The sequence below is a fragment of the Roseateles sp. P1_C1_2 genome, assembly GCF_056406535.1.
Map to the genome: position 1 here is coordinate 23,606 of NZ_JBFUAB010000008.1, position 17,308 is coordinate 40,913.

General features: G+C 67.9%; 14 protein-coding genes. 9 read left to right on the plus strand and 5 right to left on the minus strand.

From position 1 onward, the window contains the following. The 4 genes from AC1D2H_RS09250 to AC1D2H_RS09265 form a co-directional block, all read right to left on the minus strand. Complete coding sequence (locus tag AC1D2H_RS09250; protein WP_478010733.1) at positions 1–219, minus strand: hypothetical protein; 219 nt, start codon at positions 217–219, stop codon at positions 1–3. Continuing rightward, positions 216–1,766 carry a magnesium-protoporphyrin IX monomethyl ester anaerobic oxidative cyclase gene (bchE, locus tag AC1D2H_RS09255; protein WP_478010734.1) on the minus strand — a complete coding sequence of 517 codons (1,551 nt, stop codon included), beginning with the start codon at positions 1,764–1,766 and terminating at the stop codon, positions 216–218. The genes AC1D2H_RS09250 and bchE overlap by 4 nt, the downstream gene beginning before the upstream one ends. A 138-nt stretch (positions 1,767–1,904) precedes the next feature. Beyond that, positions 1,905–2,456, minus strand: a complete 552-nt coding sequence (locus tag AC1D2H_RS09260) for an RNA 2'-phosphotransferase (RefSeq protein ID WP_478010735.1) — start codon at positions 2,454–2,456, stop codon at positions 1,905–1,907. Positions 2,457–2,477: 21 nt separating this feature from the next. Continuing rightward, on the minus strand, positions 2,478–4,445 hold the full coding sequence (locus tag AC1D2H_RS09265; RefSeq protein WP_478010736.1) for an SPFH domain-containing protein: 1,968 nt from the start codon (positions 4,443–4,445) through the stop codon (positions 2,478–2,480). A 97-nt stretch (positions 4,446–4,542) separates the two neighbouring features. Here AC1D2H_RS09265 and AC1D2H_RS09270 point away from each other — a divergent pair, with 97 nt between their 5' ends. The 5 genes from AC1D2H_RS09270 (at position 4,543) to AC1D2H_RS09290 (ending at position 9,434) form a co-directional block, all read left to right on the plus strand. Beyond that, positions 4,543–5,286 (plus strand): NUDIX hydrolase, encoded by a 744-nt coding sequence (locus AC1D2H_RS09270; RefSeq protein WP_478010737.1) that lies wholly within the window; start codon positions 4,543–4,545, stop codon positions 5,284–5,286. A 24-nt stretch (positions 5,287–5,310) separates the two neighbouring features. Next, on the plus strand, positions 5,311–5,820 hold the full coding sequence (locus tag AC1D2H_RS09275) for an O-acetyl-ADP-ribose deacetylase (RefSeq protein WP_477933944.1): 510 nt from the start codon (positions 5,311–5,313) through the stop codon (positions 5,818–5,820). Positions 5,821–5,988: 168 nt separating this feature from the next. Next, positions 5,989–8,103, plus strand: coding sequence for a dockerin type I domain-containing protein (locus AC1D2H_RS09280; protein ID WP_478010738.1), 2,115 nt, complete (start codon positions 5,989–5,991; stop codon positions 8,101–8,103). 39 nt (positions 8,104–8,142) lie between these two features. Then, on the plus strand, positions 8,143–8,715 hold the full coding sequence (locus AC1D2H_RS09285) for a cohesin domain-containing protein (RefSeq protein ID WP_478010739.1): 573 nt from the start codon (positions 8,143–8,145) through the stop codon (positions 8,713–8,715). Positions 8,716–8,798: 83 nt separating this feature from the next. After that, positions 8,799–9,434 (plus strand): response regulator, encoded by a 636-nt coding sequence (locus AC1D2H_RS09290; RefSeq protein WP_478010740.1) that lies wholly within the window; start codon positions 8,799–8,801, stop codon positions 9,432–9,434. On the opposite strand, the gene AC1D2H_RS09295 is transcribed toward AC1D2H_RS09290, so the two are convergent. Continuing rightward, complete coding sequence (locus AC1D2H_RS09295) at positions 9,420–11,138, minus strand: ATP-binding response regulator (RefSeq protein WP_477933936.1); 1,719 nt, start codon at positions 11,136–11,138, stop codon at positions 9,420–9,422. The two genes, AC1D2H_RS09290 and AC1D2H_RS09295, sit on opposite strands and share 15 nt — an antisense overlap. Before the next feature lie 342 nt (positions 11,139–11,480). Between AC1D2H_RS09295 and AC1D2H_RS09300 the strand changes: the two genes are divergently transcribed. The 4 genes from AC1D2H_RS09300 to AC1D2H_RS09315 all read left to right on the plus strand — a co-directional run bounded on the left by AC1D2H_RS09300 (position 11,481) and on the right by AC1D2H_RS09315 (position 17,151). Next, complete coding sequence (locus AC1D2H_RS09300; RefSeq protein ID WP_478010741.1) at positions 11,481–13,052, plus strand: outer membrane protein assembly factor BamB family protein; 1,572 nt, start codon at positions 11,481–11,483, stop codon at positions 13,050–13,052. Beyond that, entirely contained in the window at positions 12,982–13,770 is a 789-nt protein-coding gene (locus AC1D2H_RS09305; protein WP_478010742.1) for an MBL fold metallo-hydrolase, read from the plus strand. Before AC1D2H_RS09300 ends, AC1D2H_RS09305 begins: the two co-directional genes overlap by 71 nt. A 196-nt stretch (positions 13,771–13,966) precedes the next feature. Then, positions 13,967–14,908, plus strand: coding sequence for a beta-propeller fold lactonase family protein (locus AC1D2H_RS09310; protein ID WP_477933930.1), 942 nt, complete (start codon positions 13,967–13,969; stop codon positions 14,906–14,908). Further along, entirely contained in the window at positions 14,905–17,151 is a 2,247-nt protein-coding gene (locus AC1D2H_RS09315; RefSeq protein WP_478010743.1) for a TonB-dependent receptor, read from the plus strand. The genes AC1D2H_RS09310 and AC1D2H_RS09315 overlap by 4 nt, the downstream gene beginning before the upstream one ends. The last annotated feature ends 157 nt before the right edge of the window (positions 17,152–17,308 follow it).

Consider the following 17,308-nt stretch of genomic DNA (forward strand, 5'->3'; position numbering starts at 1 on the left):
TCATGAGGTGATCTCTCTGCTGCGCGGGGCGCGGCCTTCAAGGTCCTGCTGCGACACGACGGCGACGCTGTAGCGGCCGAGGTTCAGCAGGCGCATGACGCCACGTTGCGCCCGGCCCGCCAGCCGCGCCGTCGCATAGGGGCCGAGCACCTTGACCGGGAACAGGCCCTTGGCATCGACGACTTCGAGCCAGTGCGCCTCGTCGTTGCCGGTCGTCATGGCCGCACTTCTTTCAAGGGAATGGTTCGCCGGGCCGGCGCGGCCTTGTCCAGGGCGTATTCCCTGGTTTCCAGCGTCGGCCCCAGGAAGGCCTTCAGCTCTGGCCCCCGGCGCTGCCGCACGGTCTTGAACACAAACTCGAACACCTCCTTGAACCAGGTGCGCCGCCCCATCTCGGAGTACCAGCGCATCGACTGGCGGATGACCGGATCCGGGTGCAGCAGCAGCCGACACAGCGCCTTGGGCCGCAGTTGCAGGATGAGCTCCATGGCCTTGAACCACAGGAACAGCCGCCACGGCGGCATGTGGCGGGTCGCCAGCACCTGGTGCTTGTAGTCCCAGCGGCGCGTGTCGAGCTGGATGACGCGGCGGTGTTCCGCCGTCTTGTAGAAGGGAGTCCAGCGGTGCGGCGTCACGTACAGCAGCTGGATCTGGTCCGGGTCGTAGCGCAGCAGATGGCGCAACGACCGCCACAGATCCGCGTCCCGCTCTTCCTCGAACCCGACCACATAGGTCGCCATCGACAGGATGCCGTGCTGGCGCAGCAGCTGTATCGCCTGCTGGTCCTCCTGGACGCTGGCGCCCTTGCCGATGCGGGCGAGCGTGCTTTCGCTGTAGGACTCGATGCCCAGCAGGAAACGGATGACGCCGGCCTGCCGGTACAGCGCCAGGATGTCGGCATCCCGGACGATGTCGCCGGCCCGCGTCGAGCCGACCAGCAGCACCGGCACCTGCTCGGCGATCAAGGCCTCGAGGAAGGCCCGCCACATCCTGCGCGAGCCGGTGGGCAGCTCGTCGGCAAAGTTGATCAGCTCCACGCCCTGCTCGCGGTGCAGCCGTGCAATTTCCCCGGCCAGCTTCACCGGGTCGCGGTGGCGCCATTGCGTCCAGAAGCCGCGCTGCCCGCAGTAGTTGCACAGATAGGGGCAGCCGCGCGAGAACTGCAGCACCACCGCGCGCTTGCCGCCCCAGTAGGTGTAGCGGCGGTGCTCGATCAGTTCCCAGCCGATGCGGTAATCGTCCAGGTTGCGGATCATGTGGGCCGCCGGCGTTTCGACGACCCTCGGCGGGCCGTCGGGGCGCGTTTCGCGAAAGGCAATGCCGCGCAGCCCGTGCAACTCGCCCTGACGGCTCAAGGCCTGCATCAGGTCGACGGCCGTCTGCTCGCCCTCGCCGCGCACGATGATGTCGATGCAAGGGCAGTCGGCGAGGATCTCGTCCCAGTGGTAGGTGGGATGCACGCCGCCATAGACGACCGTGACGCCCGGCAGCCGCTGCTTGATTGCGCTGCACAGCGTGACCACTGTGGCATGGGCGGAGCTGGAGCCGGAATGCCCCAGCATCACCACGTCAGCCTGCCTGCGCGCCGTTGCTTCGACGATCCGCTCCAGCGGCATGTTCTCCAGGTCGGCATCGATCAGCTCGACCGCGAAGCCGGCGTCGATCAGGGGCCCGCCAATGCCGAGCAAACCCAGCGGCGGCAGATGATCGTCCGGAATGCGACTGCCGATGGCCGTGTGCGGCGGGTTGATCAAGATGACCTTCATGCAAGCCTCCCGGCATGCCGCCCTTGACGCGAGATGCGCAAGGGGACCGGCTGCCCTGCCCCGAAGTTTGCAAACCGGCGGTGAGCTCAGTGAGAGGTCGGTGAGGTCAATGTGAAGTTCAAGGCCAGGGGCTCGTCATCACGGCTCGACACGGATGAACTCGACGGGCACGGCATCGACCAACCACACGCCATTGGCAGAGCAACGGAACTCGTGCCCCTGGGCGGCCATCGCCTTGGCATCGACGCACAGGAGCACCGGTTCGCCGTAGCGTTGCCCGACAGCGGACGCCGTCGAGCGGTCCTGCGTCAGATGCACATGATGTCGCGCCCGGCGCTCCAGCCCACTCTTGAGGATGGACTCCACGAACCGCGACGCGGTCCCATGGAAGAGGAGGTCCGGCGGCTGGATGGCGGGCAGGTCCAAGTCGACCTCGATGGAGTGCCCCTGGTTGGCACGGATGCGCAGGCCGTCCTCGCTGAAGGCGAAGCGCCGCTTGTCGCTGCCCGCCACCACTTCATCCAGCACGGCACGCGAAATCGACTTTCCAGCCGCTGCGGCCTTGCCCAGCAACTCGTCGACCGATGACCAACCCGCTTCGTCGAGTTGGAGGCCGATGCGATGCGGTTCGTGTCTCAGCACCAGGCTGAGAAATTTGCTGACGGCTGTCAGTTGAGATTTGGAATTCATTTCATTCGTCTTGTTCTTTGATCAGGTCACCAGCATCCCTTGCGTCTGCGCCACGCTCACCGTCACTTCCATGCCCGCCGTGAAACGCAGGAAATCCGCCTCCATGCCGTCGGAGAAGATGACGCCATGCTCGGGCATTCTGGATCGCAGGCTCAGCGGCGCCGACTTCGTCACCTGGCCGTAGACCAGACTGGCCTGCGTGCGCCGTGTCGGGAAAGGCTCCCTCACCGCAAACGTCAGGTGATCCGCATCCCAGTCCATGGGCCGGTATGCGCCTCGCCCCGCTGCGCCTGAAGCAGTGGCCAGCGCCAACGACCCCGTCATGACGCTCTTCAACCAGGCCGTGGAGCCGAGGCCGGTCGAGACGATGACGCCCGATGACGATTGCTGCTCGTGGCTGTCGCCCTGGGCGATGTCATAGAGCGCCGAGGTATGGCTGCGGGGCCCTATGAACAGGTCATTGACCGCGCGCAAGGTCTGCCCGTCCGACAGCCGGGCCTGCGCCATGGTGACCGCCCGGGTCGGCCGCCGCCCCCGCGAGACATCCCTCAGCAAGGCGCCGAGATGACAGGGCTCGAAGGGCAGCAGCAAGCCGTCCCAGCGGCCGGGCTCCGGATTCACACCGATCAGCGGCTGGCCTTCCAGGTATTTCATCGTGTTGGCGACCAGGCCATCCTGCCCCAGCGCCATCACGATGTCGTCCGGTGCGAACACGAAGTTGGGCAGCAGGGCCCGGTCCAGCACCTGATGGCGCCCCCAATCCCGCAGCGCCGCACAGACCCGTTGCAGGCTGTCGGCATAGGCCAGGTTCTCCTGCACATAGTCCGTGAAGTCGGCGCCCAGGTGCTCGATGTAGAAGCGCGCCTGCCCCAGCGTGTGGTACCTGGCGATCAGCTCCTCCAGCCGGGTCTTGCGGGTGACCAGCACGACCTTGCGTTCAACGGCTGCGTTCACGCCTGCCTCCCTCGGTTTCGGGCAGCGTGTGCCCCAGCAGCGACTGCAGCAGCTCGGGCGCCATATTGAACTGGCCGATGCGTTCGGCGTTCTCGGCAATGCCGCCGAGGCCTGCGCGATCAGCTGGGCCGGCTGCATGCCGACAGCCGCCAGGGCCTGCACCACGCGCGTGTCCGCCTGGCTCAGGGCCGTCATGACGCTGGCAACACGATGGGCCTCGGCCTCGGCCAGCGTGCGGCTGTTGGCCGCCTGGCCGCTGACGAAGGCCTTGCGGCTCTCCTCCAGCTCGATGTCCGCGTCCATCTGCTCGGCGCGCAGGCCGTTGTCCTTGCGCATCAGGGCCGCCTTGGCCTCCAGCTTGGTTTCACTGATCTCGCGGCGCTTGTGCTCGACGGCGATCTCCGTGTCCAGCTCGTTCTGGCGGATGGCGCGCTCCTTCTCCACGGCCGACATGCGGCGTGAGTAGACCGCGTCATCCGCGGCCCGCAGATTGGACTCGCGCGCCTCGGCCTCCAGCGCCCGGGCGATGTCGGGCGTCGGCTTCACGCTCAGGATGGACACGCCCAGGATCTCCAGCCCCAGCGCCTCGATCTCCGGCTGCACGCCCAGCTCACGCTGGGCCGTCCTTGCGATCAGCGCCGAGGAGCGCAAGGCCTGCTTGAGGTCCAGCGCCTGCACGGCCTGCTGGACGATGACCTCGGCCTGCTGGGCCACACGGTCCGCCAGGCGGGCCGGATCATCGGACGCATAGGTCTTGCCGTCGGCACGCAGCGAGAAGTCCATCAGGGCGGCGGTGCGCTGCGGCTCGCTGATGCGATAGGTCACCTGCCCCTGCACGGTCACGCTCTGGAAGTCCGACGTCACCAGGTCCAGCATGAACGGCCGGTCATGGCTGGCCACGGGCACGGCGACGAGCGTCGTGGTCGGCGCGTAGTAATAGAAGGACAACCCAGCGCCTTGGCGCGCCAGCTTGCCGCCGCGGAACTGCATCAGGTGGGTGGTGGGTTGTGACTTGATGAAGCGAATGCCGAACATGATTCCTTTCCTTCCTTCGACTTATAAGTTGCTCAATACAACTTTATAAGGTGTACAGTACAACCTATATCCTGGAACGTCAAGAGGCAGCGGATTCATGGCGAGCAAGGCAACCCCCAAGGCGGCAGCACCGGTCAACGACTTTCCCCGGCCCTACACGACGGTGGACGTCGTCATCTTCACGGTGCTGGAGGACGCGTTGAAGGTGCTGCTCGTGCAGCGGCCATCGGACACGGCCGAGCCCTATCCCGGGCGCTGGGCCTTGCCGGGCGGCTTCGTCAACGTCAGCCTGGACGAGGACCTGCTGGCCTGCGCGCGCCGCAAGCTGCTGCAGAAGACCGGCGTGACCTCGCCCTACCTGGAGCAGTTGGGCAGTTGGGGCGGCGCGGCGCGTGACCCACGCGGCTGGTCGGCGACGCACGCCTACTTCGCGCTCATCGCGGCGCAGGATCTCGAGCTGGCCAAGGGCGCCAACGCGGCGGACGTCGCCTGGTTCGAGGTGGACGAATTGCTGCAGGCGCCCAGGCTCGCCTTCGACCACGCCGACATCCTGCAGGCGGGCGTCGAGCGCCTGCGCGGCAAGGTCGAGTACACCTCGCTGCCCGCCTTCCTGTTGCCCGAGCCCTTCACCCTGCCACAGTTGCAGCGCACCTATGAGGTGGTGCTGGGGCGCCCCATCGACAAGAGCGGCTTTCGCACCCGCATGATGGCGGCAGACTTTCTGCAGGAGGTCGGCTTTGTCGAGAGCGAATCCAACCGGCCACCGATGGGCTACCGCCTGAAGGACCGCTCGGCGCCCGTGTTCTTCCCCAGGACCTTCAGCCCACGCCACACGGCCTGACATCTGAACCGGAGTTGATTCGCCATGAAGCAGACCCGCGCCATCCGCGCCAACATCACCACCCTGGCCGTCGATGCCGTCGTCAACGCCGCGAACTCCTCGCTGCTGGGCGGCGGCGGTGTCGATGGCGCCATCCACCGCGCCGCAGGCCCGGCCTTGCTCGAAGCCTGCCGCAAGCTGAACGGCTGCAAGACCGGGCAGGCCAAGATCACGCCAGGGTTTCGCCTGGCCGCGAAGCACGTCATCCATACCGTCGGCCCGGTCTGGCAGGGCGGCGGCAAGGGTGAGGAGGCGCTGCTTCGCAGCTGCTATGCGGCCTGCCTGGCCCTGGCCCGCGACCAGGGTCTGCAGAGCCTGGCGTTTCCCAGCATCAGCACGGGCGCCTACGGCTACCCCATCCAGCTGGCCGCCAAGGTCGCCGTGGAAAGCGTGCAGCTGTGGCTGCGAGAAAGCGAACTGCCTGCGGACATCACCTTCTGCTGCTTCTCCGAAGAAGACCTGGCCGTGTACGTCGCAGCCCTGGGCGCTGCGTGAGGGGTCTGCCGCTCATCCAAACGGATCCCCCCAACCCATCCGTCTGTCGGCTGGGCAGCCCGGGTGGCGCTTCCTAGACTGCTCTGCATCGGGTGACTTGCGAGCTGGCCAAAGCCGTTGACGCGGTGGATAGGTGGCCTGCCCTGCCCCGTTGACAGGGAGAGTTCCATGCTGACTTCCGCATTTGCGCGCACAGCGCGGCGCGTGGCCGCGCTGCTGGCGCTCACAGGGGCCGCGCTCTGCTGCCCGTTGCCCGCACTGGCGCACGACGACGGCGCCTATTGGCACGACACCGGCGCCACCGCGAAAAACCCGCAGTGGATGCTGACCATCAGCGGCGCGAAGAAGCTCACCGAGCTGTCCCTGCCGGGCACGCATGACAGCGGCACCTACCCGGGCATTGGCGGCCCTCTCGCGCAGACGCAGACGATGAACATCGGCGAGCAGCTGGAATCCGGCATCCGCTACCTCGACATCCGGGTGAAGTACGTCGACCCGGCGACCTTGATCGGGTGTGCCGGGATCTCAACGCGCTGCCAGGTCATGGTGTTCCACGGCGGGGTCCAGATGAACCTGTACTTCGAGCGGGACGTGCTCAGGCCGACCGTCTCGTTCCTGAAGAACAACCCGTCCGAAATCGTCATCATGCGCATTGCCAAGGAGACGGCGAACTGCAATTGCAACCCCGGCGAGGCTTTGGATGAGCTGCTGGAACGCGAGGCCATCCTGGATGGCGTGCCGAGTGGACAGAAATATGCCGACTACCTGCTGCCCCTGTCTTGCCCCGATCCCGATGCGCTGACCTTGGGGCCCGTGCGCCCCATCAACGCCAAACCAGACCCGGCCTCCTGCAATGCCCGCGGCAAGCTGCTGATCGTGGACCAGTTCATGTCGGGCGCCATGAACGCCAACCACCACTACCGGCGCGAACACACGGAAGCCGGTGACGGCTACATCCGCTATGCGGAGCCGGTGACTCATGACCTGACGACGAACTGGGACCTGTACGACCTGCTGTGGGTGCCCACCAAGGCCTTCCTCGGGGCACGCGTCAATGAAGTCTTCTCCACGCTGCAAAGGACGGGGCTGGCCGGTTCGGTCGGTGGGTTTCCCTATTTCTTCGCCAGCGGCCATGTCAGCCCCGAAACCGGCGCGGCACGGCTGTCCACCGGGCTGGTGGACGGCATCACGGCCAACGCCTCCACCTACCCGGACTTCCCGCGCACCGGCTGCGCCCTGGGCCTGTGCACCATCTCGTTCGAGGGCATGAACACCCTGGTGGCCGACTACCTGATGCGCCCGAACTTCCACCTCGCCAACAGCCGGGTCGGCATCGTCACGGCCGATTTCCCCGGCTGGCGTCTCATCACGGCGGTGGCCGGCGTGAACGCCGGCGTCACGTTCAGTCGCCCGAGCTTCGCCTACGCCCTGGTGACGTCGGACGGCAAGGCCTATGTTCCCGGCACCTGGACCAACCGGCAGGTCGTGGTCAAGCCGCAGTGCGACGTCGTCTGTGTCGGCAACCGCCTGGCCGTGTCGGAGGACCTGCCCAACGGATTCAACTACGTCATGTCGGGCGGTGGCCACAGCGTCAGCTTCATGACCAGCCCCGTCCGCGTCGACCCGAAGCCGCCCACCATCACGGCAGCCGCGACGACGCAGCCCGGCCGCGCCGGCTGGTACACCGGCAACGTGACCGTGCGCTTCAGCTGTGCCGACACCGGCGGCTCCGGCGTTGCGCAATGCCCTGGCGAGCTGGTGCTGAGCAGGGAGGGGATCGTGTCCACCGGCTTGATGTATGCGTTGGACGTCGCCGGCAACAAGAGCGACGGCGCCAGCCTCACGGTCAAGATCGACAAGACACCGCCCGCCGTCGTCTACCGCGGCAACCTGGGCGCCTACTCGCCGGGCCAGACCGTGGACATCAAGTGCGAGGCCATGGACAAGGATTCCGGCGTGGCGTCGACGAGCTGCGCCGACATCCGCGGCCTGGCGTCCTCCTTCGGCCCGGGCAGCCACCGCTACAGCGCCACCGCCACCGACGTCGCCGGCAACACCGGCTTAGGCACCACCACCTTCACCGTCGTGACGCTGCCGGGCGACGTGAACTTCGACGGCGCCATCAACTGCCAGGACCAGGCCGTCGTGAAGGCCTCCTTCGGCAGGCGCACCGGCCAGGCCGGCTTCGACGCCCGGGCCGACGTGAACGGCGACGGCGTGGTCGACATCCGTGACCTGTCCTTCGTCGCGCAGAAGCTCGCGGCGGGCACGAGCTGCCCCTGACCGCCCGACAAGGCAAGACGCCACTCCAAGGAGAACAAAATGATCAAGCTGCTGACCGGCCTGTGCGCCGTCGCCCTGGCCCTGCTGGTCGCGCCCGCACCGGCCGCGACCCTGTCCTTCACCACCCCGCCCGCCGCCGTCCGCCCCGGCGACAGCTTCACGCTGGACGTGCTCGTCGCCGAAGTGGTGGACCTGTATGCCTTCCAGTTCGACATCGCGTTCGACCCCGCGATCCTGCAGGCCAGCCCGGTCCTGGAGGGCGACTTCCTGTCCGCCGGCGGCCGGGCGACGCTGTTCTGGCCCGGCAGCATCGACAACCTCGCCGGCACGGTGTCATTCACGGCCAACACCCTGGTCGGGCCGGGCCCCGGCGTCAGCGGCGACGGCTGGGTCGTGCACCTGTCCTTCCAGGCGCTCACCGCGGGGCGAAGCGAGCTGTCCTTCGGCAATGTCGTGCTGCTCGACTCGGCACTGGCGGACATCACCACGACGCCCATGGGCAGCACCATCAACGTTTCCAGCGTGCCCGAGCCGGCCTCCCTCGCGCTGTTCGGCATCGGGCTCGCCGTCCTCACCGCAGCCGCCCGGCGGCAGCTGCGACACGGCGGTTGAACGCGGGGCCTGGCCAAGGCCCGGCGCCAGAATCCAGCGCCGGCCTGCCCGAACCCGGCGTTTGGCGGCATGATCGCGCGGCCATGACCGCGCCATTGCACGCACTGCACCTCCTCATCGTCGACGACCACCCCGTCGTGCGCGTGGGTATGGCGCAGCTGCTGCGCACGCAGCGCGAGGGCTGCGAGGTCAGCGAGGCCGACAGCCTGGCCGCCGCGCAGGCGCTGCTGAGCGCCCGGCCCGACGTGGCCCTCGTCGTGCTGGACGTGCACCTGCCCGGCCTCGCCCCGTTGCAGGCACTCCAGCAGCTGCGCACGGAATGGCCGCTGCTGCCGGTGCTGCTGATGTCGGCCGACACCGACCCGCTGCTGGCCATGCGCGCCCTGGACGAGGGCGCCGCCGGGTGGCTGCCCAAGAGCGCCGACGTGGGCGTGCTGCTCGGGGCGCTGGAGCTGGTGCTGGCCGGCGGCTGCTATCTGCCGCCGTTTCTGCTGCAACGCGGTGCCGAGGCCGCGGAAGAAGCCCTCACGCAGCGCCRGGCCGAAGTGCTGGCCGAGCTGGTGAAGGGCCGCAGCAACAAGGAGATCGCGCGCGAGCTGGGCATGGGCGAGCCGACGGTCAAGGGCCATCTGGTGACGATCTTTCGCATCCTGCGCGTGCGCAACCGCGCCGAGGCCGCGCTGGCGGGTCAGGCGCGGCTGGCGTCAATGCGGTTCTGAACGTGGCTCTGACGGCGCGCTGAGCCAGGCGCGCAGGGCCGCCGGCGGCAGGGGCTTGCGCGCCGGCTGCACGCGCAGCGCCTGCAGCGTCTTGGCGCTCATCGGCAGCGTCTCGCCGCTGATCAGCAGTGCGGGCAGCTTGCCGCCGAAGGCCTCGCGCAGGGCCGCAATGGCTTTCAGCCCGTCGCCCTCGCCGAGCCGCCAATCGCTGATGAGGCGCTGCGGCCGCGCGCCCGCCGCGCGCAGGCGCACCAGCAGAGGCGCCACCGCGGCTTCGGCCCAGACCTCGCAGCCCCAGGTGCGCAGCAGCGTCACGGTGGCCTCGCGCACCGCCTCATCGTCCTCCACGAGGGCCACGCAGCGGCCCTGCAGCGGCTGGCCCTGCGGCACCGTGCGAGGCTCGGTCAGCTGGCGCGGCTCGTCCTGCGGCAGGCTGGCCGTGAAGCAGCTGCCATGCCCCAGGCGGCTGCGCAGGGCCACCGGGTGGTCCAGCAGCCGCGCCAGCCGCGCCACGATGGCCAGGCCCAGGCCGTGGCCGCGGCGCCGGTCGCGCCCCGGGTTGGCGAGCTGCACAAACTCCTCAAAGATGCGCTCGTGGTGCTCGGGCGGGATGCCCGGCCCGGTGTCCCAGACGGCGACCTGCACGCGGCCCGCGCGTTTGCGCGCCGCCAGCAGCACGCCCCCGTGCACGGTGTGCGTCAGCGCGTTGGACAGCAGATTGCGCAGCAGGCGTTCGAGCTGCTGCGCGTCGCTGCGCACCCACAGCGGCGTCGGGCGCAGGCGCCACTGCAAACCCTTGGCCTCGGCCAGCACCGCGTACTCGGTGGACAGGCGCTCGAACAAGGGCTGCAGCGGCAGCGAGCGCCATTGCGGCTGCAGCGCGCCGCTGTCCAGGCGCGACACGTCGAGCAGGCTTTCCACCAGCCCATCCAGCGCCTGGGCCATGGCCTGCAACTGCTCCGCCGTCTGCGCCGCGCGCCGGCCCTGCAGCTCGTGCGCAGCCTGCGCGGCCAGCAGGCCCAGTGCATGCACGGGCTGGCGCAGGTCGTGGCTGGCGGCGGCCAGGAAACGCGTCTGCGCCTCGCGCGCCGCCTGGGCCTGGGCCAGCAAGGCCTCGCGCTCGAAGCGCAGCGCGTGGCTGTCGCGCAGCAGCCGGGTGTGGCGCAGCGTCAAGGCCATCGCCAGGCCCACGGCGGCCAGCACCAGCAAGGCGTTGTAGGCGCCGCCCCAGCTGCCGGGCCACAGGAAGAGCGCGATCAGTGCCGCGGCCACGGGGGCGATCAGCATCACGAAGGCGCGCGGCTGCGGCGCCATCACATTGATGCTGGCCACGCAGGTGAGGCAGGCCAGCATGGCGGCGTACATCTGGGTCGCATGGAGCCGCGCGTCGAAAGCCATCAGCAGCGCCAGCGCCCACAGCCCACCGGTTGCCAGCGCCCCCAGCTCGGCGCGCCGCTCCCAGGGCACGGCGTCGGCGGCCTCCGGCAGCTGCGCCACCTGGTGCTTCCACCGCGCCCGCAGCACGATCAGCGCCGCAAATGCCAAGCCCCAGGCCAGCAGCAGCGGCAGCGCCACGCGGTCGATCTGCGTGCCCACATGCAGCAGCACCAGCAGCGCCGCCGCCACCAGGCTCACCCCGCTCTGGGCATAGAACAAGCCCAGCATCGCGCGGCGCGTGCGTTCGTCCTGGGGGTGAGGCAGCATGCCTCGCATCATGCCCAGCCCCGCGCCAACTGGCAGCCCTACGAAAGGATAGGCCGGCTGGAGGGCTCAATCACCGGGCGCACGATGGGGACCGGCGTCGCGCGGCATGCGTGTCCATCACCTCGCCTTGCCGCGATGCCGCAGCCCTGCAGGCGTGACAAACCGTAGCCACCCGGGTAATCACCTAAAACTCTTTGGACGTGTCGCGCACAATCAATTCGTAACAAACGGCAATAACACACGAACCAAAGACTTCATCGGTAAGCGGTATTCCTAACTGGGAGATGTGAGATGACTGGTCGCAACGCCTTCGTTTGGTCTGTTATGCGTGCGGGTTTGGGGTTGGCGCTCGCCGCCCTCAGCTTCTGCGCCACGGCGCACAACGCGCCTGAATTGCCCGACTGGATCGGCGCCAATGACTGGCCCATGTTCGGCCAGAACATCCACAACACGGCCCAGGCCGTCCCTGGTTCCCTGAAGGACGTGGAGAAGCTGAAGCCCAAATGGGTCTTCACTGCCGGCGGCGAGATCTCGGCCCGCGCGGCGGTCGTGGACGGCACGGCCTACTTCCCCGACTGGGGCGGCAATGTCTGGGCCGTCGACACCAAGACCGGCAAAAAGGTTTGGGGACACCAGCTATCGGACTATGGGCTGCCGGCCAACACGCATTCGCGCACCAGCCCGGCGGTGAACGACGGCGTCGTCTACATCGGTACGCAGGAGGGCGCCTGGCTGCTGGCCATCAAGGCCGACAACGGCAAGCTCCTCTGGAAGACGCAGCTCGAATCGCCGGCCAATGATGCCTTCGCGATGATCACGGCCTCGCCGGTCGTCGTGGGCGGCCTGCTCTACACGGGCGTGGCCTCCAACGGCGAAGGCCTGGCCGCCTTCTTCCCGGGCTTTGTCTGCTGCAACGGGCGCGGCAGCGTCGTCGCGGTGTCGCTGGAGGGCAAGAACGCCGGCAAGGTGCTCTGGCAGACCTATATGACGCCCAAGGGCTACAGCGGCGCCGGGGTCTGGAGCAGCAACTTCGTCGTGGACATCCTGCGCGGCACGGTCTACGCGAGCACCGGCAACAACTACAGCACGCCGAAAGACCCGACCTATGTGGCCTGCATCGCCGCAGGCGGCACGCAAGCCAGTTGCGCCTCGCCGGACAACCATGTGGACTCCATCGTCGCGCTCAACCTGCTGACCGGCAAGATCCGCTGGGCCAAGAAGTTCGTCACCTGGAACCAACCCGGCATGGCCAAGGATGGCAGCGATGACTGGAACGTCGACTGCTTCATCTTCGCCAACGGCAACTGCCCGGCGGGCGCGGGCCCCGACTACGATTTCGCGTCGGCGCCCAACCTGATCACCTACCGCGACAGCAAGGGCCGGTACAAGACCATCCTGGGCGCAGGCCAGAAGAGCGGCATCTACTTCGCGATGGACCCGGACACCGGCGCCGAACTCTGGCGCACGCAGGTCGGCCCGGGCTCCTCGCTGGGCGGCATGGAATGGGGCTCGGCCACGGATGGCAAGCGCATCTATGTGTCGATCGCGAACTTCTACGGCATCCCGACGCAATACGGCGGTGGCGGCTCCTGGGCCGCGCTGGACCCGGAGACCGGCAAGATCCTCTGGCAGGTCGGCGACCCGAACGGCTCCATCGCCATCGGCCCGCTGTCGGTGGCGGACGGCGTGGTGTTCGCGTCGTCCATGGGCAGCGCGCCGACCGCGCCCACCATGCTGGCCCTGGATGCCGCGAACGGCCAGACGCTGTGGACCTACGCATCGGGCTCCTCGGTCAACGCGGGTGCTTCCATCGTCGACGGCGTCGTCTATTGGGGCTCGGGCTATGCCCACCTCGGCATTCCTGGCTTCACGACCAACAACAAATTCTTTGCCTTCTCGAAGAATGGCAAATAAGGAACGCAGGCGGCTGCTCATCGCGCTGGGCAGCCTGGCTTGCCTGGGCGCCCAGGCGCAAGAGAAGCAAGAGGCGCAAGTAGCGGTACAGCCGCCCCAGTTGCAGGCCCAGTTGCTCAAGACGGGCCTGTACCTGATCACCGGGGGCGGCGGCAATTCGCTGCTGCGCTTCAGTGCCAACGGACTCGTGCTGGTGAATGGGAAGTCTCCCGACAGCTACAAGGTCCTGATGTCCCAGGTCCGCAAGATCAACAAGCTTGCGGACATGCCGCTGCGCGCCTTGATCCTGACCAACGCCCTGGATGGGCAGGCAGCCAACAGCACGCGCTTCGCCGCTGCGAAGGTGCCGATCCTGCTGCAGGCCAACGCCGTGCCCCGCTTGAAGGACAGCGGCGCGGCGGCCCTGGTGCCCTTCGACCGCAGCTACCTGCTCAAGCTCGGCGGCATCCAGATCGAGTTGAAGTACTTTGGCAAGGCCACGACCGATGCCGATACGGTCGTCTATTTCCCTGACAAGCAGGTGGTGGCCGTGGGCGACCTGTATTCCCCGCAGGGGCCGCACCTGGATGCTGCCGCCGGCGGCAACCTCGCCGGCTGGAGCGCGGCATTGGCCCAGGTGCTGGAACTCGATTTCGACCAAGCGGTGCCGAATGAAGGACCGACGGTTGGCCGCGCGGAACTGACGGCTTTCAAACGCCAGATCGACGCCCTGATCTAGGGGCGCGGGCTTGAAGTCGCGGCTTCCGTCGGCCTTCGCACGTGCCACCAACCTCCTCGATCGCCACCACGCCAATCGGTCATCGTCAACGAGGGCCGCAACTGGCTGGCGGGTCTGTCCGCCTACGCACGACAGCCGCAAACCGCCTTGAGATTGCGCCTTGAGATTGCGCCTTGAGATTGCGAAAGGACCCTTGATGCCCAACTCCCGTTGCCTGCTCCTTGCCCTGATGCTCAGCCCCTGGCTGGCCCTCGCTGCACCGCTGGCCTACGTGCCGAACGAGGGCTCGGGCACGCTCAGCGTGATCGATACGGCCAGCGACATGGTGGTCGCCGAGATTCCCGCCGGCAAGAAGCCCCGCGGCACCGTGATCAGTCTGGACGGACGCACGGCCTATGTGAGCGACCAGCCCAGCAACCAACTGGTGCTGGTAGACCTGGAGGCACGCAGGCAAAGCGGAGCGATCGCCCTGGGCGAGTCCCCGGAGGGCGTGGGCATCTCGCCCGACGGGCGCTGGGTGGTGGTAGCGCTGGAGGAGTCCAACGATGTGGTCTTCGTCGACACCGGCACCAACAAGAAGGCCTTCGTCGTCAAGGTGCAGGGCAAGAACCCCGAGCACGCGGTCTTCTCGCCCGACGGGCGGCTGATCTTCGTCAGCGCCGAGGAAGGTGAGGCGGTGGACGTGATCGACTTCAAGCGTCGCGAACAGGTGGCCCACATTCCGGTGGGCGCACGCCCCCGCGGCATCGGCTTCTCACCCGATGGCAAGGTGGCCTATGTGGCTGCCGAGAACTCCAGCGAGCTCTACCTGATCGACACCGCCGGCTTCAAGGTGCTGGCCAGGATCAAGGCGGGCCTGCGCGCCAATGGCATCAGCGTGCATCCCGACGGCAAACGGGTCTTCGTGTCCAACGGCGGCGATGCCACGGTGTCGGTGGTCGACGTCGCCAGCCGCACCATCGTGGCCACCATCCCGGTGGGCCAGCGACCGTGGAACATGGCCTTGACCCCCGATGGCAAGAAGCTCTACGTGGCCTGCGGCCGATCGGGCGTGGTCAGCGTGATCGATACCGCAGGCAACGGCCGGCTGGCCGATGTCACCGTTGGCAAGCTGCCTTGGGGAGTTGCCATCCGATGAGGCCTGCCCGCTTCATCCGACTCCCTCTCGCACTCGCTACCGCCTTGCTGGCGCCGCTGGGTCACGCCGACCCGGCGCCGGCCGCCATCGAAGTGCTGCCCAAGGTCGAACTGGTGAGCCCGATGCCCTTGCCCGGCTCGACCCTGCCGCTCAGCAAGATCCCGGCCAATGTGCAGACCTTCACCAGCGGGCAGTGGGGCCCGCAAGGCACCGACAGCCTGACCGCCTTTCTGGCCGCCAACGCCACCGGGCTGAACCTGAATGCGGTGCAAGGCAACGCCAACCAGGTCGACCTCAATGTGCGCGGCTTCACCGCCTCGCCGCTGCTGGGCACGCCGCAGGGCATCTCGGTGTTCCTGGACGGCGTGCGCATGAACGAGCTGTTCGGCGACGTGGTCAACTGGGACCTGATCCCGTCCTCGGCCATCGCCGGCATCCAGCTGATCCCCGGGTCCAGCCCCGTGCACGGCATGAACACGCTGGGCGGCGCCCTGGCCCTCGTCACCAAGCGCGGTGCCAGCGAGTATCCCGACCATCCGGGCGCATCCATCACGGCCTCCGGCGGCTCGTTCGGGCGCCGCAGCTACGGCGCCGAGTTCGGCGGCCGCCAGGGTCGATGGGATTGGTTCGTGACCGGTGCCCACACCCGGGAAACCGGTTGGGCCGAGCACAACGCCAGCGAGCTCCGCCAGGTGTTCGGCAAGCTGGGCTATCAGGACACCACCCGCGAACTGACCCTGAGCCTGCAGTGGGCCGACAACCATCTCGAGGGCACGCAGACACTGCCGCGGAGCTTCAGCGACATCCGCCAGGCCTACACCTGGCCCGACCTGAACCGGAACCACCTGTTCGGCCTGGCCCTGCATGGCAGCCAGGCCCTCGGCGAGGCCTGGCGCCTGAGCGGCAATGTCTACCACCGCAGCTTCCGCAACCGCAATGTCAGCAGCAATGCCAACGACTCGCAGGACGACGAGGACGCCCCCCCGGCGGTCAACGACGCCTCGGTCGTCACCCAGACCAGCCGGGGCGGCAGCGTGCAGTTGGCCTATGCCGGCAAGCTGGCGGCGATGCCGCACCACCTCAGCATCGGCCTGGGGCTGGACGACGGGCACGCCCGCTTCACGCGCACCTCGCAGCCGGCCGCCTTCACCAGCGACCGCGGCACGACGCCGCTGGGACCGTTCGAAGCCGAAACCGATTCCGACTCGGACACCCGCTACAGCGGCGCCTATGCATCGAGCTCGCTGGACCTCGGCCCCGTCTGGACGCTGACGCTCGCCGGGCGCTTCAACCTCGCCACGGTGTCCATCAGGGACCGCAGCGGCACCGCGCCCGAACTGAACGGCAGCCACCGTTTCACCCGCTTCAATCCGTCCATCGGCGTGAACTTCAATCCGAGGCCCGGCTTGACTGCCTATGCCAGCTACAACCAGGGCATGCGGGCGCCGACCGCGATGGAGCTCACCTGCGCCGACCCTGCCGCGCCCTGCAAGCTGCCCAACGCCTTCATCTCCGACCCACCACTGCGCAAGGTCGTCTCCAGCACCTTCGAGTTGGGGGCGCGCGGCAAGCCATCGGCATCCACGGATTGGCGAATCGCGCTGTTCCGCAGCGACCTGCGCGACGACATCCAGTTCGTCAGCGGCGACGGCCTGGCGGTCAACGCCGGCTACTTCCAGAATATCGGCTCCACCCGCCGCCAGGGACTCGAGCTCGATGCCGGCCTTCGTGCGGCCCCTCTGGTCCTGAACCTGCATTACACCTACCTCGACGCTCACTACGTCTCAGGCTTCCTGGAGAGCAGCCCCAGCAACTCGACCGCCGATGCGAACGGCGCCATCAACGTCAAGCCTGGTGACCGTATTCCCGGCTTGCCGCGCCATACGCTGAAGCTGCGTGCGGAGCATTCGCCCTTGCCGGGATGGACCCTGGGCCTCAACCTCGTCACCAGCAGCGCCGTACGAGCGCGCGGTGACGAGAACAATGCCGACGTCAATGGCCGCATCGGTGGCTACTCGCTGATCAACCTCGATGGCCGCTACGCGCCCTCGCCGCGGCTGAACCTGTTCGCCCGTATCGACAACGTCCTGGATCGGCGCTACGCCAACTTCGGCGTGCTGGGCATGAACGTGTTCACGGGCCCGGGTGCGAGTTGGGACGCGGCCAACGCGCGCGCCGAGCAGTTTCGTGGCCATGGGGCACCGCGTGGCCTCTGGGCCGGCCTGCAGTACAGCATCGACTGATGCAAGGCATGACGCTCGCCACCCGCGGCTTCCAGTGCAGGCGAGCTGGTCGGGACTGCGGCGCCCGAACGCGCGCTAGTTCTGGAGCTTCAATAGGTTGTTGCGGGTGTTCACCCGGCGAGGTTTTGAGAGACTGGAAATCGCCAAACCCCCAGTC